General features: G+C 66.5%; 23 protein-coding genes. 18 read left to right on the forward strand and 5 right to left on the reverse strand.

The window, feature by feature from the left end:
• The 3 genes from dnaG to F9K20_RS16245 form a co-directional block, all read right to left on the reverse strand.
• On the reverse strand, nt 1–1,386 hold a 1,386-nt coding region (gene dnaG, locus F9K20_RS16235; protein ID WP_291004119.1), incomplete at its 3' end, for a DNA primase.
• Nucleotides 1,387–1,723: 337 nt separating this feature from the next.
• On the reverse strand, nt 1,724–2,176 hold the full coding sequence (locus tag F9K20_RS16240) for a GatB/YqeY domain-containing protein (protein WP_291004122.1): 453 nt from the start codon (nt 2,174–2,176) through the stop codon (nt 1,724–1,726).
• A gap of 70 nt (nt 2,177–2,246) precedes the next feature.
• Nucleotides 2,247–2,735 carry a cupin domain-containing protein gene (locus F9K20_RS16245; RefSeq protein ID WP_291004125.1) on the reverse strand — a complete coding sequence of 163 codons (489 nt, stop codon included), beginning with the start codon at nt 2,733–2,735 and terminating at the stop codon, nt 2,247–2,249.
• 181 nt (nt 2,736–2,916) lie between these two features.
• On the opposite strand from F9K20_RS16245, the gene F9K20_RS16250 reads away from it, so the two are divergent.
• From F9K20_RS16250 to greA, 8 genes are all read left to right on the forward strand, one after another.
• The gene (locus F9K20_RS16250) at nt 2,917–4,014 is read left to right on the forward strand and encodes an efflux RND transporter periplasmic adaptor subunit (protein WP_291004128.1); all 1,098 of its coding nucleotides are present in this window, start codon (nt 2,917–2,919) and stop codon (nt 4,012–4,014) included.
• On the forward strand, nt 4,011–5,246 hold the full coding sequence (locus F9K20_RS16255; protein ID WP_291004131.1) for an ABC transporter permease: 1,236 nt from the start codon (nt 4,011–4,013) through the stop codon (nt 5,244–5,246). The genes F9K20_RS16250 and F9K20_RS16255 overlap by 4 nt, the downstream gene beginning before the upstream one ends.
• On the forward strand, nt 5,243–5,983 hold the full coding sequence (locus tag F9K20_RS16260) for an ABC transporter ATP-binding protein (RefSeq protein ID WP_291004134.1): 741 nt from the start codon (nt 5,243–5,245) through the stop codon (nt 5,981–5,983). The genes F9K20_RS16255 and F9K20_RS16260 overlap by 4 nt, the downstream gene beginning before the upstream one ends.
• Nucleotides 5,984–6,128: 145 nt before the next feature.
• Nucleotides 6,129–7,325, forward strand: coding sequence for a glutamine-hydrolyzing carbamoyl-phosphate synthase small subunit (gene carA / locus F9K20_RS16265; protein ID WP_291004139.1), 1,197 nt, complete (start codon nt 6,129–6,131; stop codon nt 7,323–7,325).
• 191 nt (nt 7,326–7,516) lie between these two features.
• On the forward strand, nt 7,517–8,149 hold the full coding sequence (locus tag F9K20_RS16270; RefSeq protein WP_291004142.1) for a hypothetical protein: 633 nt from the start codon (nt 7,517–7,519) through the stop codon (nt 8,147–8,149).
• A gap of 50 nt (nt 8,150–8,199) precedes the next feature.
• A complete protein-coding gene (locus F9K20_RS16275; protein ID WP_291004145.1) occupies nt 8,200–8,889 on the forward strand; it encodes a hypothetical protein in 690 nt (229 codons plus the stop codon).
• A gap of 132 nt (nt 8,890–9,021) precedes the next feature.
• Nucleotides 9,022–12,381 carry a carbamoyl-phosphate synthase large subunit gene (gene carB / locus F9K20_RS16280; protein WP_291004147.1) on the forward strand — a complete coding sequence of 1,120 codons (3,360 nt, stop codon included), beginning with the start codon at nt 9,022–9,024 and terminating at the stop codon, nt 12,379–12,381.
• A gap of 117 nt (nt 12,382–12,498) precedes the next feature.
• The gene (greA, locus tag F9K20_RS16285) at nt 12,499–12,972 is read left to right on the forward strand and encodes a transcription elongation factor GreA (protein WP_291004270.1); all 474 of its coding nucleotides are present in this window, start codon (nt 12,499–12,501) and stop codon (nt 12,970–12,972) included.
• A 197-nt stretch (nt 12,973–13,169) separates the two neighbouring features.
• On the opposite strand, the gene F9K20_RS16290 is transcribed toward greA, so the two are convergent.
• Nucleotides 13,170–13,649 carry an Lrp/AsnC family transcriptional regulator gene (locus F9K20_RS16290; RefSeq protein ID WP_291004150.1) on the reverse strand — a complete coding sequence of 160 codons (480 nt, stop codon included), beginning with the start codon at nt 13,647–13,649 and terminating at the stop codon, nt 13,170–13,172.
• Between the two features lie 180 nt (nt 13,650–13,829).
• On the opposite strand from F9K20_RS16290, the gene F9K20_RS16295 reads away from it, so the two are divergent.
• Together F9K20_RS16295 and F9K20_RS16300 are read left to right on the forward strand one after the other, a co-directional pair.
• Nucleotides 13,830–14,834, forward strand: a complete 1,005-nt coding sequence (locus F9K20_RS16295) for a mitochondrial fission ELM1 family protein (RefSeq protein ID WP_291004152.1) — start codon at nt 13,830–13,832, stop codon at nt 14,832–14,834.
• Entirely contained in the window at nt 14,834–15,562 is a 729-nt protein-coding gene (locus F9K20_RS16300; RefSeq protein WP_291004154.1) for a CPBP family intramembrane glutamic endopeptidase, read from the forward strand. Before F9K20_RS16295 ends, F9K20_RS16300 begins: the two co-directional genes overlap by 1 nt.
• Here F9K20_RS16300 and F9K20_RS16305 read toward each other — a convergent pair.
• Complete coding sequence (locus tag F9K20_RS16305) at nt 15,531–15,923, reverse strand: hypothetical protein (RefSeq protein ID WP_291004156.1); 393 nt, start codon at nt 15,921–15,923, stop codon at nt 15,531–15,533. The two genes, F9K20_RS16300 and F9K20_RS16305, sit on opposite strands and share 32 nt — an antisense overlap.
• Before the next feature lie 386 nt (nt 15,924–16,309).
• Here F9K20_RS16305 and F9K20_RS16310 point away from each other — a divergent pair, with 386 nt between their 5' ends.
• The 8 genes from F9K20_RS16310 to F9K20_RS16345 all read left to right on the forward strand — a co-directional run bounded on the left by F9K20_RS16310 (nt 16,310) and on the right by F9K20_RS16345 (nt 24,773).
• Complete coding sequence (locus F9K20_RS16310) at nt 16,310–17,305, forward strand: mitochondrial fission ELM1 family protein (RefSeq protein WP_291004158.1); 996 nt, start codon at nt 16,310–16,312, stop codon at nt 17,303–17,305.
• A 107-nt stretch (nt 17,306–17,412) separates the two neighbouring features.
• On the forward strand, nt 17,413–18,093 hold the full coding sequence (locus tag F9K20_RS16315; protein ID WP_291004160.1) for a 2OG-Fe(II) oxygenase: 681 nt from the start codon (nt 17,413–17,415) through the stop codon (nt 18,091–18,093).
• A gap of 241 nt (nt 18,094–18,334) precedes the next feature.
• Nucleotides 18,335–19,996 (forward strand): energy-dependent translational throttle protein EttA, encoded by a 1,662-nt coding sequence (gene ettA / locus F9K20_RS16320; protein ID WP_291004162.1) that lies wholly within the window; start codon nt 18,335–18,337, stop codon nt 19,994–19,996.
• A gap of 213 nt (nt 19,997–20,209) precedes the next feature.
• Nucleotides 20,210–20,377, forward strand: a complete 168-nt coding sequence (locus F9K20_RS16325; RefSeq protein ID WP_291004164.1) for a hypothetical protein — start codon at nt 20,210–20,212, stop codon at nt 20,375–20,377.
• Nucleotides 20,378–20,536: 159 nt separating this feature from the next.
• Nucleotides 20,537–21,550 (forward strand): methyltransferase, encoded by a 1,014-nt coding sequence (locus F9K20_RS16330; RefSeq protein ID WP_291004166.1) that lies wholly within the window; start codon nt 20,537–20,539, stop codon nt 21,548–21,550.
• Nucleotides 21,551–21,657: 107 nt separating this feature from the next.
• Entirely contained in the window at nt 21,658–22,320 is a 663-nt protein-coding gene (locus F9K20_RS16335; protein ID WP_291004168.1) for a hypothetical protein, read from the forward strand.
• A 57-nt stretch (nt 22,321–22,377) separates the two neighbouring features.
• The gene (locus F9K20_RS16340) at nt 22,378–23,076 is read left to right on the forward strand and encodes a hypothetical protein (RefSeq protein ID WP_291004170.1); all 699 of its coding nucleotides are present in this window, start codon (nt 22,378–22,380) and stop codon (nt 23,074–23,076) included.
• A 167-nt stretch (nt 23,077–23,243) separates the two neighbouring features.
• The gene (locus F9K20_RS16345; protein WP_291004171.1) at nt 23,244–24,773 is read left to right on the forward strand and encodes an MFS transporter; all 1,530 of its coding nucleotides are present in this window, start codon (nt 23,244–23,246) and stop codon (nt 24,771–24,773) included.
• Nucleotides 24,774–24,845: the final 72 nt, after the last annotated feature.

Here is a 24,845-nt window from a genome sequence, read left to right on the forward strand (position 1 = left end):
GTTCGGCCCCAGGCGGGCGCGCTCGCGCACCCGCCAGTCGGGCGTAACGTTATTGCGTCGCACAGCTCCGCCAGCCCCGCGGCGCGGGCCCTGGCCGCGGGCGATCTCGCGCACCACGGTGCGGTTGAGCGCCCACAGCGTCTCGCGCAGCTCGCGCTCGTAGTGGGCGCGCACCGCGGCGTCGCCGATCTTGCCGACCATGGCTTTGAGCCGCGCCTCGAAGGCAGCGCGCTGCTCCGGCGTCGACAGATCCTGCTCCTGCGCTTCGCGCTCCCACAACACGTCGAACAGCGCGCGCGTCTTGCCGAGCTCGGCGGCGAAGGCCTGCGGGCCCTGCTGGCGCACGAGGTCGTCCGGGTCGAGGCCGCCCGGCAGGAAGGCGAAGCGTACGCTGAAGCCGGGCTTCAGCAGCGGCAGCGCCGTCTCGACGGCGCGGAATGCTGCCTTGCGGCCCGCCGCGTCGCCGTCGAAGCACAGGATAGGCTCATCGGCCATTCGCCACAGGAGCTTCACCTGCTCCTCGGTGAGCGCCGTGCCGAGCGGCGCCACGCTCTCGCCGAACCCCGCCTCGGTGAGCGCGATGACGTCCATGTAGCCTTCCACCGCGATGACGCGGCCCTTGTCGTGCGCGGGCCCGCGTGCGCGGTGGGCGTTGTAGAGATTGAAGCCCTTGTGAAAGAGCGGGGTGTCAGGCGAGTTGAGATACTTCGCCGGCGCGTTGGGATCGAGGGCGCGACCGCCAAAGGCCATGACCCGCCCGCGTAGGTCGGCGATGGGAAACGTCACGCGGTGACGGAAGCGATCGTAGGCGACGGGGATGTCGTCGCCGCCGATCAGCATGCCCGAGGCGATCATCTCCTCGACCTTGAAGCCGGCTGCCGCGAGGTGGTTGCGCAGGCCCGCGCGGTCGTTCGGCGCATAGCCCAAGCGGAAGGAGGCAATGGTCTCGCGGGCAAGGCCGCGCTTTTCCAGATAGCGCCGTGCCTCGGCGCCCGCTCCCGTCATCAGCGCCGCTTCGAAAAACGCCGCCGCCATCTCGACGATGCGGTAGAGCCGCTCGCGCTCGTCCTCGCGCGCTTCATCGCGGGGTGAGAGCTTCGGCATCGGCACGCCGGCCTCCTCGGCCAGGCGCTCGACCGCCTCGGGGAACGTCAGCCCGTCGGTCTTCATCACGAAGGTGAAGATATCGCCGTGCTCGCCCGAGGCGAAGCAATGATAGAAGCCCTTCTGGTCGTTGACCGTAAAGGACGGCGTCTTCTCCATCTTGAACGGGGAGAGGCCCTTATATTCGCGCCCGGCGCGCTTCAGGGCAACCTTGCGGCCCACGACGGAGCTGACGCTGAGGCGCGCGCGTATTTCATCGAGGAAATTTGGTGGATAGCGCATCGGGCTCGCATGGGTCGGCAAAGGCACGCGTATGTCTGACCTACGCGATTCGCGCCGCCACCGGCCCTGCGCCGATCAATTTCAATCGGTTATATGCGCAATCCACAGGCTCGCGTCGTGTGCTTGGTCTGTTGCGCAAGCCTCCGCTCTAGGTGTCATCCTCGGGCTTGCTCTCAACCGTCATCCTCGGGCCTGTCCCGAGGACCCACATTAACTGCGGGTTCCCAAGTTCAGGTCGCTTGGTTGGCCGTGGGCGGCAATTTTCCTCGTCGGAGCAAGCGTCGAGTTGGATCCTCGGCATAAAGCCGAGGATGACATGTGGGGCCGTCGTAGCGGCCTACTTCAGCAGCCCTTTGGTGATGGCGCTCGCTTTGCCGAAGTCCATCTGCCCGGCGTACTTGGCTTTCAGCGCCGCCATCACCTTGCCCATGTCCTTGGGCTCCGCCGCGCCGACCTCCTTGATGATCGCCGCAATCGCCGCCTTGGCCTCCGCCTCGCTCATCTGCTTGGGCATGTAAGCCTCGATGACGGCGATCTCGGCCGCTTCCTTCGCCGCCAGCTCGGGGCGGCCGCCGGCGGTGAACTGCTCGATGGAGTCGCGGCGCTGCTTGATCATCTTGGCCATGACCGAGAGGATGTCGGCGTCGGTGATCTTGTCCTTGCCCGAGGGGCGCGCCTCGATGTCGGCCGACTTGATGGCCGAGTTGATGAGACGCAGCGTGCCGACGCGATCCTTGTCGCCGGCCTTCATCGCCGCCTTCAGGTCGTCGTTGATCTTGTCGCGCATCATTGCCTCCATCACTGCGAGGCGGTTGTTTAGGCGCCACGCCTGCGCGGCGCAAGGCTGGCGGGAATGGCCGCTACTCTTTGGCGTCGGCCGCGCCGGGCTCGGCGACGTGCTCGACGCTTTCCTGCTCGTTGGGATCGGTGCGGGCGACGATCGCCTCGGCCGGCTCGGTTGCGGAGAGGTTGATCGGCTTATGCGGCAGGTCGGCCGGAATATAGATGAAGTCTCCGCCCTCATTGATGATGCTCTTCTTGAGGCCTTCGCCGTAGAGCGTCTTCACCTTGCCCTTGATGAGGTAGATCACCGACTCATAGCCCTTGTGGATATGCGCCTTGGCGGCGCCGCCAGGCGGAATGATGACCTTGTTCATCGAGATGTGCTTGGCGCCGGCATTCTGCCCGGAGATGCCCTGGAAGATCGGAAGGCCCTGCTTGGTGCCGGTGGTCGCGGCGGGGCGGATGGTGACGATCTCCGCGTCGGCGGGATCGGCTTGCGCGGAGACGGGAAGTGTTGCCAGCACCGCGGCGAGGGCTAGGGTCACGGCGAATTGAAAGCAGCGCATAAGCCATCCTCTTTGCTGGGTGGGGGTCCGTTCCTATCACCAATATGTTTGCGCCCCTGCCCGAGGCAAGGCGCACGAATGTGTCCGTCATCGTTTGCGCTGGTTTTGCGCGCACGTTTGCGGCAAGTCATGGCGCCGCCGCGGTGCATTGCATCGATGGGGCGGATGAGCGAGACGAGCGATGCAGAGACCTCTTCATCAGGTGGTCGACCACGTCGCGGCAGCGGCGCCGGGACTGCTCCAGCGCTTGGCTGCGCGGGCACGTCGCCACCGCGCGCTGGCACTAGCACTGGTGCTGGCGACGGCCGCGGCTGCGTTCTGGTCGTGGCGCACCCTGCGCGGCCCGGAAGTGGCGGTGGTCTCGCCGGTCATCGGAACCGCGGTGGAGATCGTCTACGCCACTGGCGCCGTGGAGCCGGTGCGCTGGGCCAAGGTGACCAGCGTCATCCGCGATCGCATCGTCGAGATCTGCGACTGCGAGGGCAAAGCCGTCAAGAAGGACGAGGTGCTGGCCCGCCTCGATGACAAGGAGCAGAACGCGGCGCTCGCCGAGCTCAGGGCGCGCGAGGAGTTCGCCAAGCGCGAGCTCGAGCGCCACGCCACGCTGGTCGAAAAGAAGGTGGTGTCGCCGCAGGCGCACGAGCGCGTGTCGATGGAGCTGCGCACCATCCAGGCGCTCATCCTCGTGCAGATGGAGAAGATCGCCGATCGCACCATCATCGCGCCGATCGACGGCATCGTGCTGCGGCGCGACGGGGAGGTGGGCGAGATTGCCGAGGCGGGTCAGATCCTCTTCCGCATCGGCGCCGAAAAGCCCCTGCAGGTCGTCGCCGAGGTGAACGAGGAGGACATCCCGCGCGTCAAAGTCGGCCAGACCGTGCTGTTCCGCACCGACGCGTTTGCCGGCCAGCGCATCGAGGGCAAGGTGCGCGAGGTCACGCGCATCGGCGATCCGATCGCCAAGACCTACCGCATCAAGGTGGCACTGCCCGACGATACCGTGCTGCTGCCCGGCATGAGCGTCGAGGCCAACGTCATTACGCGCGAGAAGGCCGGTGCGCTGCTGATCCCCGTCGCCGCGCTGCAGGGGAGCCGCGTGTTCGTCGTCGACGGCGACCGGGTTCGCGCACGCAAGATCGAGGTCGGTATTCGCGGCGCCCGCTCGGCTGAGGTTGTCGCGGGCCTCTCCGAGGCCGACCGCATCGCCCTTCCGCCGCCCGGCGGCCTTACCGACGGGGCCCGCGTGCGCGTAACCCAAGCGCCGACGGCCGCCCCATGAACCTCGTCCTCGACGTCGCCCTGACGCACGTGCGCAGCCGCGCGCGCCAGACGCTGGTCGCGGTCGCCGGCGTCGCCACCGGCGTCGGCTTTTCCATCATGATGGCGGCGCTGATGCAGGGCTCGCAGGACGACTTCATTCGCCAGCTCGTCAACGCCATGCCGCACGTCACCGTCTACGACGAGCGCCGAAATCCGCCCGAGCAGCCGGCCGAGGTGGCATTCGACGCGGCACAGATCTACGGCCTGACGCCAGAGGTGCGCCGACGCGGCATCAAGAATCCGCTCGCCACCATGGCCTCGCTCGAGGCGTGGCTGCCGGGGGGCATCGCGCCCTCGGTCAAGGTGCAGGGGATCATCCGCTACGCCTCGCGCGACGTGGGAACGAGCATCTTCGGCATCGATCCGCACCGCGAGCCGAAGGTGTCCGAGCTCGTCAAGCAGATGCGCGAGGGAACGCTCAGCTCGCTCTACGGCGCCACCAACGCCATCATCCTCGGTGACCGGCTGGCGGAGAAGATCGGTGCCCGCGTCGGCGCCAACATCACCGTGCAGACGAGCGACGGCGCCCGCATCAATGCCCAGGTCGTCGGCATGTTCCACGCCGGCGTGCGCTCCATCGACGAGGGCACGGCGTATGTGCTCGTGCGCACGGCGCAGATCCTCGCCAAGCAAACTGGCCTCGTCAACGAGCTGCGTGTGCGCACCGCCGACCCGATGGCCGCGCAGAACATAGCCGTGCGGATGGAGAGCGAGACCGGCTACAAGTCCGTCTCGTGGCAGGAGGCGAACGAGGATCTGCTGTCCACCTTCGTCATCCGCAACGTCATCATGTACACCATCGTCGGCGCCATTCTGCTGGTTGCCAGCTTCGGCACCTACAACATCATCTCGACCATTACCTACGAGAAGGCGCGTGACATCGCCATCATGAAGTCGCTCGGCCTCACGGAGCGCACGGTGCGCCTCATCTTCATCGTCGAGGCACAGGTGATCGGCCTCGCCGGCGGCCTGCTCGGCTTCGTCCTCGGCTACCTGCTTTGCCTGGCGCTCGCCTCGGTCGAGTTCAAGAGCCCGTTCATGGACGCCAACCGCATCCCGCTCGCCTATTCCGCCTGGCACTACCTCATCGCGCTGTTCGTGGCGCTCGCCTCCTCGTTCGCCGCCGGCTTCATGCCCGCCCGCAAGGCATCGCGCGTGCACCCGGTCGACATCATCCGCGGTGCGACATGACGCGGAGCCAGACAACGACGCTGGCCGACAGGCGAGCGGGCGGCGCGCAACCGCTGATCGAAGCGCGCAGCGTGACCCGCATTCTGGAAGGGGTCGTGCCGACGACGCTGGTTCACGACATCGACTTGGCGATCGGCGACAACGAGTTCGTCGCCGTCACCGGACCCTCCGGATCGGGCAAATCCTCGCTGCTCTACTTGCTCGGCCTGCTCGATCTGCCGACCAGCGGGGAGGTGCGCATCCACGGCAAGTCCACCGCCCACATGAGCGAGGCGGAGCGGGCCTATACGCGCCTGTCGGAGCTTGGCTTCGTGTTCCAGTTCCACTTTCTGCTGCCGGAGTTCTCCGCCCTGCAGAACGTGACGCTGCCGATGCGCGCCCTCGGGCGCTTGTCGCGCGAGGAGATGGATGCGCGCGGCCTAATGCTGCTTGCCTCCCTGGGCCTTGCCGAGCATGCCCACAAGCGCCCCGACCAGCTTTCGGGCGGCCAGCGCCAGCGCGTGGCCGTGGCCCGCGCGCTCGCCAACGACGCCCCCGTCATCCTCGCCGACGAGCCGACCGGATCGCTCGATTCCAAGTCGAGCGAGCAGGTGTTCCAAATCCTGCGCGATCTGGTCGATGAGCGCGGCAAGACAGTGGTGGCCGTCACCCACGACCTCGACCTCGCCCGGCGCATGGACCGGCAGGTCGAGCTCATGGACGGCGCCATCGTGTCCGATAAGCGAGCGGGACGATGATTGGCGCCCGGCATTGGCTTCACAGTTGACCGGCGGGAAGCCTTCCCATAGGTTCCGGCCGCATTCCGCCCCCTTGCCTCGCGTCCGCACGGCGCCTCGGCCGCGCCCGTTGCGCCGCGCCCCGCGCGAATGCCCGGAGCCGCCATTGACGACGACGCCATCCGATCCGCTGCCGCCCTGGGCCGACACGCCGCTCACCGCGCGGCTCGTTCTGGCGGACGGCAGCGTCATTGCCGGCGTCGGCCTCGGGGCCACCGGCACGGCCGTGGGCGAGGTGTGCTTCAACACGGCCATGACCGGCTACCAGGAGATCCTCACCGATCCCTCCTATGCCGGGCAGATCATCACCTTCACCTTTCCCCACATCGGCAACGTCGGCGTCAACAACGAGGACACCGAGACCTCGAACCTCGCCGCCCGCTCGGGTGTGCGCGGCTGCGTATTGCGCGCGCCCATCACCGGGCCGTCGAACTATCGCGCCGCCGAGCATCTCGATCGCTGGTTGAAGCAGCGCGGCATCATCGCCATTGCCGGCGTCGATACGCGCGCGCTCACCGCCCGCATCCGCGAGCAGGGCATGCCCAACGGCGTCATCGCGCACGAGCCGTCGGGCAAGTTCGACCTCGACAAGCTGAAAGCGGAAGCCGCGGCCTGGCCGGGGCTCGACGGCATGGACCTCGTGCCGGAGGTGACCAGCGGCCAGAGCTACACCTGGGACGAAACGCGCTGGGTGTGGGGCAAGGGCTACGGGCGGGCGGAGAACGCGCCGTTTCACGTCGTCGCCATCGACTATGGCTTGAAGCGCAACATCCTACGCTGCCTCGCCAGCGCCGGCTGCAAGGTGACGGTGGTGCCGGCAACGACGCGCGCCGAGGATATCCTCGAGCGCCGCCCGGACGGCGTGTTCCTGTCCAACGGCCCCGGCGATCCGGCGGCGACCGGCAAGTACGCGGTGCCCGAGATCAAGAAGCTCGTCGCCTCGGGCCTGCCCGTGTTCGGCATCTGCCTCGGGCACCAGATGCTGGCGCTGGCGCTCGGCGCCAGGACGCACAAGATGCGCCAGGGCCACCACGGCGCCAACCACCCGGTGAAGGATTTCACCACCGAGAAGGTGGAGATCACCTCCATGAACCACGGCTTCACCGTCGATCGTTCGACGCTGCCGGCGGGGGTGGAGGAGACGCACGTGTCGCTGTTCGACGGCACCAACTGCGGCCTGCAGGTGAAGGACAAGCCGGTGTTCTCGGTGCAGTACCACCCCGAGGCCTCGCCCGGTCCGCAGGACAGCCACTACCTGTTCGAGCGCTTCGTCGATCTGATGCGCCGCCGCAAGCCCGGCTGATCGCCGGCCGCCGCGCTTTACCCTACAAAACATTAATGCGGTCGGGGCTCCCGCCCCGGCGGGGTGCCGTTATAGTGTACCGCTATCGGGAATTATGCGACACCGGCATGGAAAAAGTTCCCGAGGCACAGTAAGCAAGCGGCCCGACGGCCATCCTTGGCCCAACGGGCGGCATGACGTGGGAGGAATTGATGCAGCGCGGCGCGCTCCTTTGCGCAATGGCGGCTTGGCTCGCGGCACCGGCGCTGGCCGACGAAAAGTGCCGGCAAGCCGTTGCCGCCGCCTTCGACAAGCAGCGCGCCTCGCGCGTCTTCGTCATGGTCTCCGAGCTGAAGAGTGAATCGGGTCCAGTGCAGATCAAGGTCGAGTATCAGCCGCCCGATCGCATGCGCCAGACCATCGTCGCCCCCAACCAGGCGCCACTCGAAACCGTGCTCTTCGGCAACCGCGCCTACAGCCGCCAGGGCGGCGCATGGGAGGAGCTGATGCCGGCCGTGGCGCAGACCATCATCGCGCAAGTCCGTGCCGCCGTGGTCGATCCGCCGAAGGACGTCGGCAATTTCGATTGCCTCGGCACGACCTCGCTCGACGGCAAGGACTATCTGACGTACCGCAGCGTCGAGAAGCAGGCGGACGCCGGCGCCGCTACGGGGGCTCCGCAGCTGCATCGTACCATTTATGTCGACCCGGAGTCGGGTCTGCCGGCGCGCAACATCGTTGCCGACGACAAAGGTGACGAGGTCGTATTCAAGGCGACATACGACTATCCGGAGAAGCTCGAGATCGAGGACCATCCGGACGCCCCGCTGGTCAAAATGAGATAGGCGCTCCGCGCTCGAGCGTGGCGCGGTTGAAGTGTCGAGGACGAGTAACGATGGAGAAGCAGACGATGCGCCGGTTGTTGACGGCCCTAGCCCTGATAATCGCAGCCGGCCCCGCCGCCCATGCGGGCTGCAAGGATGAGGTCGCCTCGGCGCTCGAGCGCCAGCGCAAAACCAGCGGCTTCCGCATGCAGACGAAGATGCTCTCGGACCAGGGCGTGGTCGACATGACGGTCGACTACATGCTGCCCAACCGCATGCGCCAGGTCATCAAGTCGACCGCCGAGCCGAAGCCCGTCGAGACCGTCGTCATCGGCCGCGACGCCTGGAGCCGCATGGAAGGGGAGTCGTGGCGCCCGCTGCATCCACAGGTCGCCGACGCGCTCGCCGCGCAGATGCAGGAGACGCTGGGCGATGACCAAGGCGCGCTGGGGGAGTTCGAATGCCTTGGCAAGCAGGCAGTTGCCCAGCAGAACCTTCTCGCCTACCAGGGCGAGAACGTTGAGCCGGGTCCTGAGAACCTCAGCCCCGGCGTCGCCGAGAAGCCGAAGCTGCCCGACCGCCCGGTGCGCGTGATCTACGTCGATCCGATCACCGGCCTGCCGATGCGCAGCATCTACGCGCGCGCCAACAAGCTCGACAAGCCGATCTTCGAGGCGACGTACAGCTATCCGGCCGATATCAGGGTGGACGCTCCCCCGGCGCCGGGTGCCCCGGTCGATAAGCCGGCCGAGAAGAAGTAGGCACGAGCCACCGCCAGCGCGGTCTTTTCGCACGATTTTGCGCCTCGCGCCGGCCAAACGCCGGTGCACAGACGCGCGTGCGCGAATTGGGGCTATAGCCAAAGCCGCCGATCATGAATAAAAGGCCGCCTCATGCCCAAACGCACGGATATCAAGTCCATCCTCATCATCGGGGCCGGACCGATCGTCATCGGCCAGGCCTGCGAGTTCGACTATTCCGGCACGCAAGCCTGCAAGGCGCTGAAGGCCGAGGGCTACCGCATCATCCTCGTCAACTCCAATCCGGCGACGATCATGACCGATCCGGAGCTGGCGGACGCGACCTACATCGAGCCGATCACGCCTGAGGTTGTCGCCAAGATCATCGAGGCGGAGCGCCCCGATGCGCTGCTGCCGACCATGGGCGGGCAGACGGCGCTCAATACAGCCTTGGCGCTGGAGCGGCAGGGTATCCTCGAGCAGTTCGGCGTCGAGATGATCGGCGCCCGCGCCGAGGCCATCGACAAGGCGGAGGACCGCAAGCTGTTCCGCGAGGCCATGGAGCGCATCGGCCTTGAAAGCCCGCGCGCCGCCATTGCCTCCTCGCCCCCCATCCGCGATGCGAGCGGCCACATCGTCCGCTACGACACCACGGCCGGCTTTGCCGAGGCCATGCGCCTGCTCGACACCATCGGGCTTCCCGCCATCATCCGCCCGGCCTTCACCCTCGGTGGGACGGGCGGCGGCGTCGCCTACAACCGCGAGGAGTTCGAGCAGATCGCCCGCTCCGGCATCGACGCTTCCCCCGTGGGCCAGATCCTCATCGACGAGAGCCTGCTCGGCTGGAAGGAGTACGAGATGGAGGTGGTCCGCGACAAGGCGGACAACTGCATCATCATCTGCTCGATCGAGAACGTCGATCCGATGGGCGTGCACACCGGCGATTCCATCACCGTGGCCCCGGCGCTGACGCTTACCGACAAAGAATATCAGATGATGCGCAACGCCTCGATTGCGGTGCTGCGCGAGATCGGCGTCGAGACCGGCGGCTCCAACGTGCAGTTCGCGGTCAACCCGGCGGACGGGCGTCTCGTCGTCATCGAGATGAACCCGCGCGTCTCGCGCTCCTCGGCGCTGGCGTCGAAAGCGACCGGATTTCCCATTGCCAAGGTCGCCGCCAAGCTCGCCGTCGGCTACACGCTCGATGAGCTCGCCAACGACATCACCGAGGGCGCCACGCCGGCGTCGTTCGAGCCCACCATCGACTACGTCGTCACCAAAATCCCGCGCTTTGCCTTCGAGAAGTTTCCCGGCTCCGAGCCGGTGCTGACGACAGCGATGAAGTCGGTCGGCGAGGCAATGGCCATCGGGCGCACGTTCGCGGAGAGCGTGCAAAAGGCGTTGCGCTCAATGGAGACCGGTCTCTCCGGCTTTGACGACATCGCACTCGAGGGACTTGGGGCGGGCGACGATAAGAACGTCATCCGTGCGGCCGTGTCCACGCCGACGCCCGACCGGCTGCTCAAGGTCGCGCAAGCGCTGCGGCTCGGCTTCGATGTCGAGCAGGTCTACAGCTCGTGCCGCATCGATCCTTGGTTCCTCAATCAGATCAAAGAAATCGTCGAGCAGGAGGAGCGCGTCAAAGCGCACGGGCTGCCGCAATCGGCTGGGCAATTGCGCGCTCTGAAGGCGATGGGCTTTTCGGATGCGCGCCTCGCCAAGCTGGCGGGCATCAGCGAGAAGGAGGTTGCTGCCCGGCGCGCGGCGCTCGGCGTGCACCCGAGCTACAAGCGCATCGATACCTGCGCGGCCGAGTTCGCCGCGCCGACGGCGTACATGTACTCGACCTACGAGCGCGGGCTAGTCCTGTCGGAGACGGGCAACGGCGCGGGCGCGCCGGCGTGCGAGGCGCGCCCATCGGAGGCACAGAAGGTCATCATCCTGGGGGGCGGGCCGAACCGCATCGGGCAGGGCATCGAGTTCGACTACTGCTGCTGCCATGCGTGCTTTGCGCTGACGGCTGCCGGCTTCGAAACCATCATGATCAACTGCAACCCGGAGACGGTGTCGACCGATTACGACACCTCGGATCGGCTGTACTTCGAGCCGCTCACTGCCGAGGACGTGCTGGAGATCGTCGCCAAGGAGCAGTCGAAGGGCACACTCAAGGGCGTCATCGTGCAGTTCGGCGGGCAGACGCCGCTGAAGCTTGCCGCCGCCCTCGAGGATGCGGGCGTGCCGATCCTCGGCACCTCGCCGGATGCCATCGACCTCGCCGAGGACCGCGACCGCTTCAAGGTCCTGATCGACAAATTGGGACTGCAGCAACCGCAGAGCGGCATCGCCCGCTCTCCGGGTGAAGCGCGCGCCGTCGCCGATTCCATCGGCTATCCGGTCGTCATCCGCCCCTCCTACGTGCTCGGCGGTCGCGCCATGGAGATCGTGCACGACGGATCGGAGGTCGACCGCTACGTCGCGCGCCTGTCGGCAACGCTCGACCGGCCGTCCGAGCTCGTCGTCTCCGATAAGCGCCCGCTGCTCATCGACCGCTACCTGACGGACGCCGTCGAGGTGGATGTCGACTGTCTCGCCGACGGCAAGGATACCTACGTCGCCGGCATCATGGAGCACATCGAGGAGGCCGGCATCCACTCGGGTGACAGCGCCTGCTCGCTGCCGCCCTACACCCTCAATGGGGCGACGCTCGCCGAGCTCGACCGCCAGGCGCGCGAACTCGCCATGGCGCTGAAGGTGGTCGGCCTGATGAACGTGCAGTTCGCCATCAAGGACGGTGTCGTTTACGTGCTCGAAGTCAATCCGCGCGCCTCGCGCACGGTGCCGTTCGTCGCCAAGGTGATCGGCAAGCCGATCGCCGCCATCGCCGCCGAGGTGATGGCCGGCAAGCGTCTCGCCGACTTCGGGCTCAAGGCGCCGCAGCTCAAGCACGTCGCTGTCAAGGAGGCGGTGTTCCCGTTTGCGCGCTTCCCCGGCGTCGATCCGATCCTCGGCCCCGAGATGCGCTCCACCGGCGAGGTGATGGGCATCGACAGCGACTTCGCCATGGCGTTCGTGAAGAGCCAGCTCGGCTCCGGCCAGGTACTGCCCATGCACGGCACGGTGTTCATCTCGGTGAAGGATAGCGACAAGGAGCGCATGGTTGCGCCGGTGCGTCAGCTCGAGAGCATGGGCTTCAAGATCATCGCCACGCGCGGCACCAAGCGGCACCTCGAGGCGAACGGCATCGCGTGTGAAGCTATCAACAAGGTATTGGAGGGGCGCCCGCACATCGTCGACGCCATGAAGAACGGCGACGTGCACCTTGTTTTCAACACCACCGCGGGCGCCAAGGCATTGGCGGACAGCAAGGATATCCGCCGTACCGCCTTGCTACATCATATACCATACTATACAACCGTAGCCGGTGCGGTGGCAGTCACCCGGGCCATTAGAGCCCTGAAAGCGGGCACGTTGCGAGTTGCCCCTTTGCAAAGCTTCGTGACGCACCCATCCTAATCCATCGGGACCGCCCGTCCTCGCGGATGGCGCGGTCCATTCCACACGTTGGCAGCCAACGAGTGTCGGTGGTCCTGGCAGCCCTGCCAGGCCGTAGGGAGATGTTAGGGAATGACTATGGAACGGGTCCCGATGACCATCGAGGGCTTTCGCACGCTTGAATTGGAGCTGCAGCGCCTCAAATCGGAGGAGCGTCCCCGTATCATCCAGGCTATCGCCGAGGCGCGCTCGCACGGCGACCTCTCCGAGAACGCCGAGTATCACGCCGCCAAGGAGGCGCAGGGACTCAACGAGGCCAAGGTCGCCGATCTCGAGGATCGCATCAGCCGCGCCGACGTGGTCGATACCTCGAAGCTGTCGGGCAACACCGTGAAGTTCGGCGCCACGGTGACGCTGGTCGACGAGGACACCGACGAGAAGGTCAAATACAAGATCGTCGGCGACTTCGAGGCGAGCGTGCGCGACGGCAAGATCTCGATCTCCTCGCCGATCGCGCGCGCGCTCATCGGCAAGTCGAAGAACGACACCGCCGAGGTGACGACGCCCAAGGGGGCGCGCTCCTACCAGATCCTCAAGATCGAGTGGAAGTGACGGCGCGCTTCTGCGCGCCGTCATCCTCGGACTTGGTCCGAGGATCCAACTCGACCCATGCTCCAGCGCCACATGATAGGCTGCCGGATTCGGCGAACTCCTAACCTCGGAGCTCGCTGATCCGTGGGCCCTCGGGACAAGCCCGAGGAAGACACCTGAATTTGTGGCAGCGACGAGATCCTTTTTGCGCCGTGTTCCTACTTCTCCGGCACCGAGATCGGCACGCCCGGCTCGCGCTTGGCGCGACGGATGGTGAGGAACGTCTTGACGCTGGCGACGTTGGGCGCCGCCGTCAGCTCGTCCAGCACGAACTCCTGAAACGCCGGCAAGTCCTTGGCCACGCACTTGAGCATGTAGTCGCTCTCGCCCGACAGCATGTAGGCTTCGCGCACGATCGGCCAGCCGAGCACCCGATTTTCGAAGGCGCGCAGCTCCCCCTCGGCCTGGTTATGCAACCCTACCATGGCGAAGGCCGTCAGCTCGAAGCCGAGTGCCGCCTCGTCGAGCAGCACCGTATAGCCGGCGATAAGGCCGGCCTGCTCCAGGGCGCGCACGCGCCGCAGGCAGGGCGGTGCCGACAGCCCGACGCGGGAGGCCAGCGCGACGTTGGTCATGCTGCCGTCGGCCTGCAGCTCCTTGAGGATGCGCCAATCGACGGGGTCCAGGCGCAAGGCCATCGCGCAATTCTCTCCGCGGATGCAGTCAGCGCCGACAGGGGGACGCCGGAGCGCCTGACGTTGCACCAAGCCGCGAGCTTTGGCTAGCGCCCGGGGCCGCTTGTGCAGCGCCCTCGCAGTTGCGTCGCAAAGAGGGATGGACAGCGCGCGCGCCAATGGCGACAAGCTCGGGGCAGCGACATGGATGCAGCCGCCAAACAGCAGCGCCCGCTACAGGGCCTCAGCGCGTGGATCATCACCACCGGCGCCGCCGGAATGGACGCGCAGACGCGCGGCGTCGCCGATGCGCTCGGCCTCGCCTACGAGATGAAGCCCATCGCGCCGAAGGGCCTCTTCAAGCTTTTGGCGCCGTGGGGGCCGGTCGCACCTTCGGAGCGGTTTGGCGCGCCGGGCACTCCTTTCGCTCCCCCCTGGCCCGAGGTCGCCATCGCCCTCGGGCGCACCAGCGTGCCATACCTGCGCGCGCTGCGCCGACGCTCGCCCGCGACGTTCACGCTGCTGATGCTCGACACCAGGGCCGGGCTTTCTGCCGCCGACCTGATCTGGGTGCCGCAGCACGACCGCCTGCGCGGGGATAACATCATCACCACGCTGACCGCGCCGCACAGCTTCACGCCCGAACGGCTGGCCGCGCTGCGCCGCGCCGTGCCTGCGGACATCGCGGCGCTGCCGCGCCCGCGCGTCGCCGTGATCTTGGGCGGCAAGAATGCCGTCTACGCGTTTCGTCCCGAGGACGATGCGCGCTTCGCCGGTGCGCTGGCCTCGCTCGGCGCGCTGGGTGCCAGCTTCATGATCACGCCGTCGCGGCGCACGCACGCGCGCCTGCTCGAGGTGACCGAGGCGGCGACGCGTGCCTTCCCGCGCATGTTGTGGAACGGGGAGGGCGCCAATCCTTACCCCGACTTTCTCGGCCACGCCGACCTCTTCGTCGTCACCGCCGACAGCGTCAACATGACGGGCGAGGCGGCGGCGACCGGGCGCCCGGTGCTGGTGTTCACTCCGTCGGGCGGCTCGGCCAAGTTCCGCCGCTTCCACGCGGCGCTGCATGCCCACGGCGCCACGCGGCCGCTGCCCGACCGCCTCGACGCGATTCCCACGTGGAGCTACCCACCCTTGCACTCCGCCGCGACGATCGCGCGCGAGGTCGAGCGCCGCTGGCTCGCCGGCCAGGGAGCGCGGACGTGATGCAGAAGGCGTCTCCGCCAAGCATCGACGTCCTGTGCGCCGGCGGGACGCTCACCATCCCGCAGCTCACCCTGCCGGCGCGCGCCTGGCGCATCCTCGAGATGGCGCTGCTCTACGTGGCGGCTCCCTTCGCGGTCGATCGCGCGGTGCATGGCGAGGGCGTTCCGGTGTTCATCGCCCTGCTGCCGGTGCTGGCGGTCGTCGTCGTGTTTCTTGCCATCGACCGCTCGTTCTCACTGCGCCGCGAGCTCTCCCGCGGGTTCAGCTTCGCGCAGCTCGGCTCCATCCTGGCCGTGTTCGCCGTCGGCGGCGGTGCCGTCGCCGCCTACGTCGCCCACTATCACCCGGCGCTGTTCCTGGAGTTTCCGCGCAACCGCCCGGAGACCTACCAGCGCATCATGCTGCTCTATCCGCTGATGTCGGTCGTTGTGCAGGAGCTGGTCTACCGTACGTTCTTCTTCCATCGCTATGGCGTCTTGTTCGGGGGCGCGTGGTGGCTGGCGATCATCCTCAACGGGGTGTTGTTCGGGCTCGGGCACGTCGTCATCGGTACGCCGCTCGCCGTCTACGGCACCATGGCGACGGGCGCGCTGTTCGCTTGGCGCTACGCCATGACGCGCTCGTTCTGGGCGGTGTTCCTCGAGCACACGCTGTGGGGCGCGCTGGTGTTCACGGTGGGGCTCGGACGCTACTTCTTCACCGGCGTCGGCATCCTCTCCTGGCGCTGAACGTCAAGCGGCCTCCGGCCGGTGAGCCGAGTCTGTGATGTTTCTTCTTGCACACGGCCTGCAGCTCCGCCCAGGCCCCGGGCGCCATGGTGTCGACGCGCACGCCCTGCATGGCCAGCGCCCGAATGCGCCGCCGCGTCAGATAGAACTCGGATCGATCGGAATCGGCGCGCACGTTGCTGCAGTTCGGGCGCCTGACACCGGGAACGTAGTAGCCGCGTGGCAGCCAGTCGCAATCCGTGTAGCCGCCCATGGCGGTCCAGCAGACATAGGTTTTGCGGGCGTGACCTGCATCCGCCGCATTGCCGGCCGCCATGCTGCAGAGCGCTACGGCGCTGAGCAGAGTGAGGATCTTACGCATTGTCCGTTTTCCTCCCGCGCGCCGCGGCGGAGGCGGACCCGAGCGCATGCAATACTTTTCGATCACAATATGCCTGGCACGGCGCGCCCAATGCTCCCCCGCACGCGGCCAGGCACCACGCTAGCCAGCGGCGAATGCCTCGCAAACGCCAAAAGCGAAACAGCGAGCCTTTCATCAAGCTGACGCGGCAGATAGGCAACAGAGACCGTCGCTTGCACAGGTTGGCTGCCAACGAGTTCGAATGTGCGGGCGCACCAAGAGCCTGACGCATCAAGTCGTGCCAGCAGCGTTGCACCGAATTCAAGTGAGGTGACGGGAGGACGGGGCGGGACTAGATCTTAGGCGTCCTCGAAAGCCGATTTCAATTCGCAGGGATGGAGCCGCCGGTGCCTGACACGCATGGCGTTCTCGACGGACGCAAATGCTGGATCATCAGCGACGGTAAGGCCGGCAACGACGCGCAAACGGTCGGTGTCGCGAGCGCACTCGGAGTCGACATCACGGTCAAGCGTGTCGCGCCCTCCGGCATTCACAAGCTCCTGTCGCCTTGGATCGGCGTTGCCTCGCGCGAGCGGTTCGGGAAAGAGGGCAGCCTGTTTGCGCCACCCTGGCCCGACATCGCGCTCTCCATCGGGCGCCTGACGACGCCATACATTCGCGCATTGAAGCGCCACGCCGGCGAGCGGACTTTCACCGTCATCTTGCAAGATCCGAAAGTGTCACTCGGGACGGCCGATCTCTTCTGGGTGCCGGAGCACGACCGCCTGCGTGGCCCGAACGTCATCACGACGTTGACGGCGCCACATCGGTTCACCGCTGAGCGTCTCGAAACGATGCGGCGTGCCATGCCGCCCGATATAGCTGCGCTTCCCCAGCCGCGCGTTGCTGTTCTGCTCGGTGGCTCCAACGGCGACTATCTCTACTCCGTCGGCGCGCTCGAGCGCCTCGCGCACGCGCTTTCAGCACTCGGCAACGACGGCGCAAGCTTTCTCATCACACCCTCGCGACGTACCGAGCCGGCGATTGTCGAGTGCGTGCGTGCTGCGACTGAGCGCTTTCCCCGCATCTTCTGGGACAGGACGGGAGACAATCCCTATCCGCATTTCCTTGCGTGCGCGGACGTGTTTCTGGCGCCGGCCGATAGCGTCAACATGACCGGCGAGCCGTGCGCTACCGGACGCCCTGTGTACGTCTTCCATGCGGATGGCGGCTCAGCGAAATTCGCGCGCTTCCATAAAGCCTTGGAACGCCATGGTGCAACTCGGCGGTTGCCAGAGCCCTGTAAAGGTATAGAGCAATGGAATTATAGGCCGCTCAACTCGGCACCAGAAATTGCCCGGGAAATCGCGCGTCGGTTTCGACTGGGACGCCACGCATGCTGATCAACGTATAGTGGGGAGCAAAAACGAAATTCGCCGCCCCGCGTGGTGCGGCCAACGCCTGGCTTTGGCATCCATATCGTCATGAGTCGATTTGGGAGCGCCATGCCATGCCAGCATCCGCACAAGAGATCGCTCGTTCGTTGCGTGAGAGTTTCCGCCGCGCCAGCGTAAAGCGTGAGCCATACCGCCACTGGTTCTTGCGTGACTGCCTTCCCGCCTCAGTCGTCGAGGAGATTCTGGCGCTGCCAATTGCCGCCGCCGACCTCGGCGGCGTTTCCGGCAAGCGTGAGCTGCACAATGCTACCCGGCAATATTTCGATGCGCCGAACCGGGCCGCGTACGGCTGCGTGGCGGCGGTCGCCGGAGCTCTCCAGGATCGGCAAGTCACAGAGGAGATCGAGCGCACTTTCGGCGCCAGACTCGATGGCAGCTATTTGCGCATCGAGCTTGCCCAGGACGTCGATGGCTTCTGGCTGGAGCCGCACACCGACATCGGCGTGAAAACCTTCACGTTCCTGCTATACCTATCGAAGGATCCTGCGCACGCCGACCTCGGGACCGACATCTACAACACTGACAAGAAGTGGGTAGGTCGCTCCCCCTTTGCTTCGAACGCAGGGCTGATCTTCGTACCCTCGACCATCAGCTATCATGGCTTCGAGCGACGCAAGATCGAGGGCGTGCGCAAGTCGCTGGTCATCAACTACGTCACCAACGAGTGGCGCGCGCGCGAGCAGTTGGCCTATCCCGAGCAGCCCGTGCTGGCGCTCGAGCCCGTAGGCGCGTAGACGGGCTGCTGTAAGAGCGATTTGCCGGTCCGGGGTTCACGCCCCGGACCGTTGCGTTTGCCGACCGCTGCCAAGTTCCCTATATAGCTCAGCAACTTGATCGGCGCGCATAACGCGCAACCGCCGCCTGCGGCAAGCGGCCGGTGCCCGCCGCGACCGACCTCCGTTGAGGCCCGCGCGCCAATCCGCTAGAAGGCCGCTAGCTCAATCCCGGCATTGCGATTTTGAGGAGGCCGCCCCCGTGGCGAACCCGCAGTACGTCTATCACATGTCGAAGCTCTCCAAGACCTATCCGGGGGGCAAGCAGGTTCTGAAGGACATCTCGCTGTCGTTCTTTCCCGGCGCCAAGATCGGCGTCGTCGGCCTCAACGGCGCCGGTAAGTCGACGCTTCTGAAGATCATGGCCGGGCAGATCACCGACTATATCGGTGAGGCGTGGGCGGCCGACGGCATCAAGGTCGGATACCTGCCGCAGGAGCCCGAGCTCGATCCCGACAAGGACGTGCTCGGCAACGCCATGGAAGGCGTCGCCGAGAAGAAGGCCATCCTCGATCGCTACAACGAGATCGCGGCCAACTACTCCGAGGACACCGCCGACGAGATGACGGCGCTGCAGGACCAGATCGACGCGCAGAACCTGTGGGATCTCGATACGCAGGTCGAGCAGGCGCTCGACGCGCTGCGCTGCCCGCCCGGCGACGCCGATGTGACCAAGCTGTCGGGCGGCGAGAAGCGGCGCGTGGCGCTCACCAAGCTCTTGCTGTCGAAGCCCGACATCCTGCTGCTCGACGAGCCGACCAACCACCTCGACGCCGAGAGCGTCGCCTGGCTGGAGCGCTACCTCAAGGAGTACACCGGCTGCGTCATCCTGGTGACGCACGACCGCTACTTCCTCGACAACATCACCGAGTGGACGCTGGAATTGGATCGCGGCCAGGGCGTGCCCTACAAGGGCAACTACTCGAGCTGGCTGGAGCAGAAGGCCAAGCGCCTGGAGGTCGAGAAGGGCCAGGAGGAAGCCAAGCAGCGCACCTTGAAGCGCGAGCTGGAATGGATCCGCTCCTCGCCCAAGGCGCGGCAGGCGAAATCCAAGGCGCGCATCACCGCCTACGAGAAGCTCGCCGCCGAAGCCGGCCGCGAGGACGTCGGCAAGGCGTCGCTGCAGATAGCCACCGGTCCGCGGCTCGGCGGGGTCGTGGTCGAGGTCGACGGTCTGTCGAAGGCATTCGGTGACAAGCTGCTGGTCGATGACCTGTCGTTCAAGCTGCCGCCCGGCGGCATCGTCGGCGTCATCGGCCCCAACGGCGCCGGCAAGACGACACTGTTCAAGATGATCACCGGGCAGGAGAAACCGGACAAGGGATCGATCCGCCTCGGCGAGACCGTGAAGGTCTCGTACGTAGACCAGAGCCGCGACCACCTCGACGACAAGAAGACCGTGTGGGAGGAAATCTCCGGCGGCCTCGATCAAATGCTGATCGGCGGCAAGAAGGAGGTGCCGAGCCGCGCCTATTGCGGCTGGTTCAACTTCAAAGGACCCGACCAGCAGAAGAAGGTCGGCCTATTGTCGGGCGGTGAGCGCAACCGCGTGCATCTCGCCAAGATGCTGAAGGAGGGCGGCAACCTGTTGCTGCTCGACGAGCCGACCAACGACCTCGACACCGAGACGCTGGGCGCGCTGGAGGCGGCGCTGGAGGATTTCCCCGGCTGCGCCGTCATCATCAGCCACGACCGCTTCTTCCTCGACCGTATCGCGACGCACATCCTTTCCTTCGAGGGCGACAGCCACGTCGAATGGTTCGAGGGCAACTTCGCCGACTACGAGGAGGACAAGAAGCGCCGCCTGGGCGATGCCGCGGTCGAGCCGCACCGCATCAAGTTCAAGCGCTTCGAGCGTGCCTAGGAGAGCTGCTTTCGGTCCACGATGGGGTGGTGAAGGTCGCGGCCAGGTCTGCCGGTGATGCGGCGGTCCGTAAAAGTCGCTGACAGTTAGACGAAAGCGCTGATGCCCGAGTTCCGATTGCTTTTGCCACTTGGCAGACGAGCTGTGGATGCTCGGTGCGCGCTGACAGACAATCTCTCCGTGAGCCGACGATAACCTCATAGGAGAGGAAACATGAAAAGCCTGCTTTCGCTCATGGCGTTGGGCCTTGTGGCGGCGGTGGCCGCTCCCGCGTTCGCCGAAGATGCTCCCCCGACGACAAAGGCTGAATGCGAGAAAACGCCGGACATGGAATGGGACGAGGCCGCTGGGAAGTGCGTGAGAGAGTCGCCTGGCGGTTAGGGTCCCTGGCGCGCATATCCGATATGCCTATCTGAGCGGCGGGTTCACGGCCCGCCGCTCTGCATGCGGCAAAGTCAGCCTCCGTCCAAGCCCGCGCCTTGAGTCGCACGCGCCGCGCAACTAGGCTCTCGCGTGCGAGGGGCCAACGGAGCAGAGCCCATGAGCGCGACCGTAACTCCCAACGACATTCTTCAACTCGGCATGGGGTTCTGGGGATCGAAGACGCTGCTCAGCGCCGTCGAGCTTGGCGTGTTCGGCGAACTGGCCAAGGCGCCCGCGAACATTGAGACCCTGACGCGGCGGCTCGGCCTGCATCCGCGCTCGGCGCGCGATTTTCTCGACGCCCTCGTCGCCTTGAGGATGCTCGAGCGCGTCGACGGCATCTATCGCAATACTTCGGCTACCGACCTCTTTCTCGACCCGCAAAAGCCGAGCTACGTAGGCGGCGTCCTGGAGATGGCCAACGCGCGGCTCTACGGGTTCTGGGGCTCGCTGACGGAGGCGCTGAGGACGGGTGCGCCGCAGAACGAAAGCAAGGGCGCGGGCAGCGACCTGTTCGAGGCGCTGTACGCCGATCCCGAGCGCCTCAAGCGCTTCTTGCGGGCGATGAGCAGCATCAGTGCCGGTCCCGCGCAGGCGATCGCGGCCAAGTTTCCCTGGGCCGACTATAGTTCATTCGTCGATGTCGGCTGCGCGCAAGGCATGGTTCCCGTCACCCTCGCACACGCGCACGCCCATCTTACCGGCTACGGGTTCGACCTCCCCGAGGTCGGGCCGGTGTTTAGGGGGTTCGTTGAGAACAGCGGGCTCTCGGACCGCATATCCTTCGTGGCCGGCAACTTTTTCGAAGATCCGCTGCCGACGGCCGACGTCATCGTCATGGGTCACATCCTTCACGACTGGGACCTCGAGCAGAAGCGCGCGCTGATCGCCAAGGCGTACGAGGCGCTGCCGATGGGCGGTGCCTTCATCGCCTACGACGCGATCATCGACGACGAGCGGCGGCAGAACGCCTACGGCCTGCTGATGAGCCTCAACATGCTCATCGAGACGACGGGCGGGTTCGACTACACGGGCGCCGACTGCCAGGCATGGATGCGCGCGGCCGGCTTCTCGGCAACGCGGGTCGAGCCGCTGGTGGGATCGACGTCGATGGTCATCGGCCGCAAGTAGCCGCATCGGGATTGCCTGGCGCGCCCTACGGGGCGCGCCACAGCCGAGCCCAAATCTCCTGCCATTGCCGCGGCCGTTGAACGTGACGCAAGTCGATGGGGGAGTGCATGGGGCGGTTTGCAGATCGCGTGCGCGCAAGCGATCCGGCGGAGATCGCGACGCAGGGGATCATGGGCCTTGAAGGTGGCAAGCTGGCCGCGGTCTTGTCGGCTGTCGCGCTGGCGTTCTCCGGCTACAGTCTGTGGGAGACCTCGCTCAAGCAAGCCGATGTGCGCGTCTTCGTGCCGCCCGTCATCCAGTACGCGGCCCCCTATCAGAACTCCAATTTCGAGGTGATCGCAGTGCCCGTCACGCTGGCCAACGAGGGCGCGCGCACGGCGACCGTTCTCGCCATGGAGCTCGTGGCAACGGATGCGCGCAGCAAGCAAACGAAGCGCTTCTATGCCGCCGACTTTGGCCGCTGGAGCATGGAGCGCACGCGCGCGGGCGCCTACGAGCCGTTTGCGCCCTTATCGCTCGCCGGCCGCTCGAGCCGCACCGAAACCGTGCTGTTCTACACGCGCGGCGAGGACCAGAAGCCGGACCAGCTGATCCGCGAGCCGGGGTCCTATTCCTTCTCGCTGGTCCTCGACGTCGCCGAGAGCGACAAGAAGCCGACCGTGACCTTCGATCGGGCGTTGCTGAACTATGACGCCCGCGCCTTCACCGAGGGTACGCTGCCGCTCTACAGCGGCGACTGGCGCGCCTCCAGCAACGCCAAGCGCGAGTAGACGAGATCGCCAAGAGTCCGGCGGTTGTGCTAAGAGGTGGGGTGAAGGGATTGCGTCTTGAGCCAAATTCTCCGCCCCGCCGCGCTGTTGCGAGCGCTCGCAGCTGTCTGCGCGCTGGTCGCCGCGACAGGTATGCCGACGCGCGCTGAGGATGCGGCGGCCGCCGCCGGCACCTATTGCCTCACAGGCGTGCACGAGGTCGGCTCCTGCATGCGCCTGTCGCCCGATGGCACGTTCGAATACTTCCTCGCCTATGGCGCCTACGATGAGAGCGCCGAGGGGACTTGGCAGATGGGGAAGGGCGAGGTCATCGTCACCACGCCCGCCTACGACAAGCGCCCGGCCTTTTCCTTCAAGCGCATGCAGCCCAGCGGCACCGATGCCTTCGACGTCATCGTCGAGAGCCAGAGCGGCCAGCCCATCGCCGGCGTGGACGTGAGCGTGACCTGCGACGGGCAGACCAAGTCTGCCGGCGTGACGCAAGCCGGCGGCTTCGCGGTCGACTGCGCCGGTGCGCCCATGGCAATTGCCTTGGGCCTCGGCATGTTCGGCATCGCACTGCAAACGCTCGATGTCTCGGCGCATGCCGGGACCGACAAGGCCTATGTGTTCGCGTTCGAGCCTGGCGATCTGGGCAAGAAGGCATTCGCCGCGCAACGCCTGCGCGTCGATGGCGATGCGCTCGAAATGACCTACGCCGACACGCCGATCAGGGAATTGCAGGGGCGACCGTTCCGCTACGTGCGCGAACGCTGACGGACTGTTAGCCATGACCCTTTATGGGTCTGTTGGGGACGCTCCTCCTTCGTGCTCAGGGATGACATGCGGCGCCCGCCACACTAGATGCACGCCACAGGGAAAGTCCCCGGTCGCCCCGCGATCCGCCGATCGCCGCGGATGCTGAACACGCCGGAGCCCGGCTGATGCAAGAAAACATTGCCTTGGCCACGACGAAGGCGCGCCGGCGCGACTGGATCGGCCTCGCCGTCATCGCCATCCCGTGCCTCATCTACTCGATGGACCTGACGGTGCTGTACCTCGCGGTGCCGCAGATCACCGCCGACTTGAAGCCGAGCGCGGCGGGGCTTTTGTGGATCGTCGACATCTACGGCTTCATGGTCGCCGGCGCTCTCGTCACCATGGGCACGCTCGGTGATCGGGTCGGGCGCCGCAAGGTGCTGCTCATCGGCGCCGCCGCCTTCGGCGTCACCTCCGTGCTTGCCGCCTATTCGACCAGCGCCGGCATGCTGATCTTTGCGCGTGCCCTGCAGGGCCTGGCCGCCGCGACTTTGGCGCCGTCGACGCTCTCGCTCATTCGCAACATGTTCCTCGATCCACGCGAGCGCGCGCTCGCCATCGGCATCTGGGTGGCGAGCTTCTCGGCCGGCGCCGCCATCGGCCCGGTGTTCGGCGGCTTGATCCTGGCGCACTTCTGGTGGGGTGCGGTGTTCCTGATCAACGTGCCGGTGATGCTCATGCTGCTGGTTCTCGGACCGCTGCTGCTGCCCGAGTTCCGCGATCCGCACGCGGGCCACATGGACCTGGTCAGCGCTGGCCAGTCGATCATCGCCGTGCTCGCCGTCATCTACGGCATAAAGCGCATCGCCGAGGACGGGCTGGCGACGCTGCCGGTGATCGCCATCGTCATTGGCGTCATCGTCGCCATGGTGTTCTTCCGCCGCGAGCGACGCCTTGCCGACCCACTGATCGACGTGCGGCTGTTCTCGGCTCCCGCCTTCGGTGCCGCGCTGGCTACCAACGTGCTCGGGCTGTTCATGGTGCTCGGCGCCTTCCTGTTCATCACCCAGTACCTGCAACTCGTGCTCGGCCTGGGGCCGCTGGAGGCCGGACTGTGGATGGCGCCTTCCGGCGTCGTCTTCGCCCTCGGCTCCATGGCGGCGCCGCCCCTGGTCCGCAACTTCCAGCCCGCGACGGTGATAGCCACCGGCCTGCTGCTGTCCGCTGCCGGCTTCGCCTCGCTCACCCAGATCGCCGATGCGGGATCCCCGTGGCTGCTGTTCGGCGGGATGCTCGCCTTTTGCATCGGCATGTCGCCGATCGGCGCCATTACCACCGATCTCGTGCTGAGCGCGGCACCGCCCGAGCGCGCCGGTGCTGCCTCGGCCATCTCGGAGACGAGCTTCGAGCTCGGCGGGGCGCTCGGCATCGCGGTGTTCGGCAGCCTGTTCACGTTCGTCTATGGGCGCGCCATGCGGGCAACCGACTTGCACGCCCTGCCGGTAAGCGCGGTGGAGAGTGCCAAAGATGGGCTCGGCGGCGCCATCAACGCGGCGCAGGCGCTGACCGCCGAGCAGGGGGCACAGCTCCTGGTCGCGGCGCGGGCGGCGTTCGTCTACGCCTTCGAGGTGACGTCGGCGGTCTCCGCAATGTGCGCCGTCCTCGCCGCGATGACGGCGGCGCGGCTCCTGCGCGGCGCCGGTACGCGCGGTTAGCGATAGCGCCTGCCGGCGGCCGGCCGCTTGAGCGCATGGCTGCGCAAGCGTAGATAACGTAAAGGACGGAGT

The organism is Hyphomicrobium sp., from assembly GCF_009026145.1.
Classification (GTDB): Bacteria; Pseudomonadota; Alphaproteobacteria; order Rhizobiales; family Hyphomicrobiaceae; genus Hyphomicrobium_A.

Excerpts from the sequence above, each read along its gene's own strand:
- F9K20_RS16240 (WP_291004122.1), bottom strand. The coding sequence starts at position 2,176 with ATGATGCGCGACAAGATCAACGACGACCTGAAGGCGGCGATGAAGGCC.
- F9K20_RS16245 (WP_291004125.1), bottom strand. The coding sequence starts at position 2,735 with ATGCGCTGCTTTCAATTCGCCGTGACCCTAGCCCTCGCCGCGGTGCTG.
- F9K20_RS16250 (WP_291004128.1), top strand. The coding sequence starts at position 2,917 with ATGCAGAGACCTCTTCATCAGGTGGTCGACCACGTCGCGGCAGCGGCG.
- F9K20_RS16255 (WP_291004131.1), top strand. The coding sequence starts at position 4,011 with ATGAACCTCGTCCTCGACGTCGCCCTGACGCACGTGCGCAGCCGCGCG.
- F9K20_RS16260 (WP_291004134.1), top strand. The coding sequence starts at position 5,243 with ATGACGCGGAGCCAGACAACGACGCTGGCCGACAGGCGAGCGGGCGGC.
- F9K20_RS16270 (WP_291004142.1), top strand. The coding sequence starts at position 7,517 with ATGCAGCGCGGCGCGCTCCTTTGCGCAATGGCGGCTTGGCTCGCGGCA.
- F9K20_RS16275 (WP_291004145.1), top strand. The coding sequence starts at position 8,200 with ATGGAGAAGCAGACGATGCGCCGGTTGTTGACGGCCCTAGCCCTGATA.
- carB (WP_291004147.1), top strand. The coding sequence starts at position 9,022 with ATGCCCAAACGCACGGATATCAAGTCCATCCTCATCATCGGGGCCGGA.
- greA (WP_291004270.1), top strand. The coding sequence starts at position 12,499 with ATGGAACGGGTCCCGATGACCATCGAGGGCTTTCGCACGCTTGAATTG.
- F9K20_RS16290 (WP_291004150.1), bottom strand. The coding sequence starts at position 13,649 with ATGGCCTTGCGCCTGGACCCCGTCGATTGGCGCATCCTCAAGGAGCTG.
- F9K20_RS16295 (WP_291004152.1), top strand. The coding sequence starts at position 13,830 with ATGGATGCAGCCGCCAAACAGCAGCGCCCGCTACAGGGCCTCAGCGCG.
- F9K20_RS16300 (WP_291004154.1), top strand. The coding sequence starts at position 14,834 with ATGCAGAAGGCGTCTCCGCCAAGCATCGACGTCCTGTGCGCCGGCGGG.
- F9K20_RS16305 (WP_291004156.1), bottom strand. The coding sequence starts at position 15,923 with ATGCGTAAGATCCTCACTCTGCTCAGCGCCGTAGCGCTCTGCAGCATG.
- F9K20_RS16315 (WP_291004160.1), top strand. The coding sequence starts at position 17,413 with ATGCCAGCATCCGCACAAGAGATCGCTCGTTCGTTGCGTGAGAGTTTC.
- F9K20_RS16325 (WP_291004164.1), top strand. The coding sequence starts at position 20,210 with ATGAAAAGCCTGCTTTCGCTCATGGCGTTGGGCCTTGTGGCGGCGGTG.
- F9K20_RS16330 (WP_291004166.1), top strand. The coding sequence starts at position 20,537 with ATGAGCGCGACCGTAACTCCCAACGACATTCTTCAACTCGGCATGGGG.
- F9K20_RS16335 (WP_291004168.1), top strand. The coding sequence starts at position 21,658 with ATGGGGCGGTTTGCAGATCGCGTGCGCGCAAGCGATCCGGCGGAGATC.
- F9K20_RS16345 (WP_291004171.1), top strand. The coding sequence starts at position 23,244 with ATGCAAGAAAACATTGCCTTGGCCACGACGAAGGCGCGCCGGCGCGAC.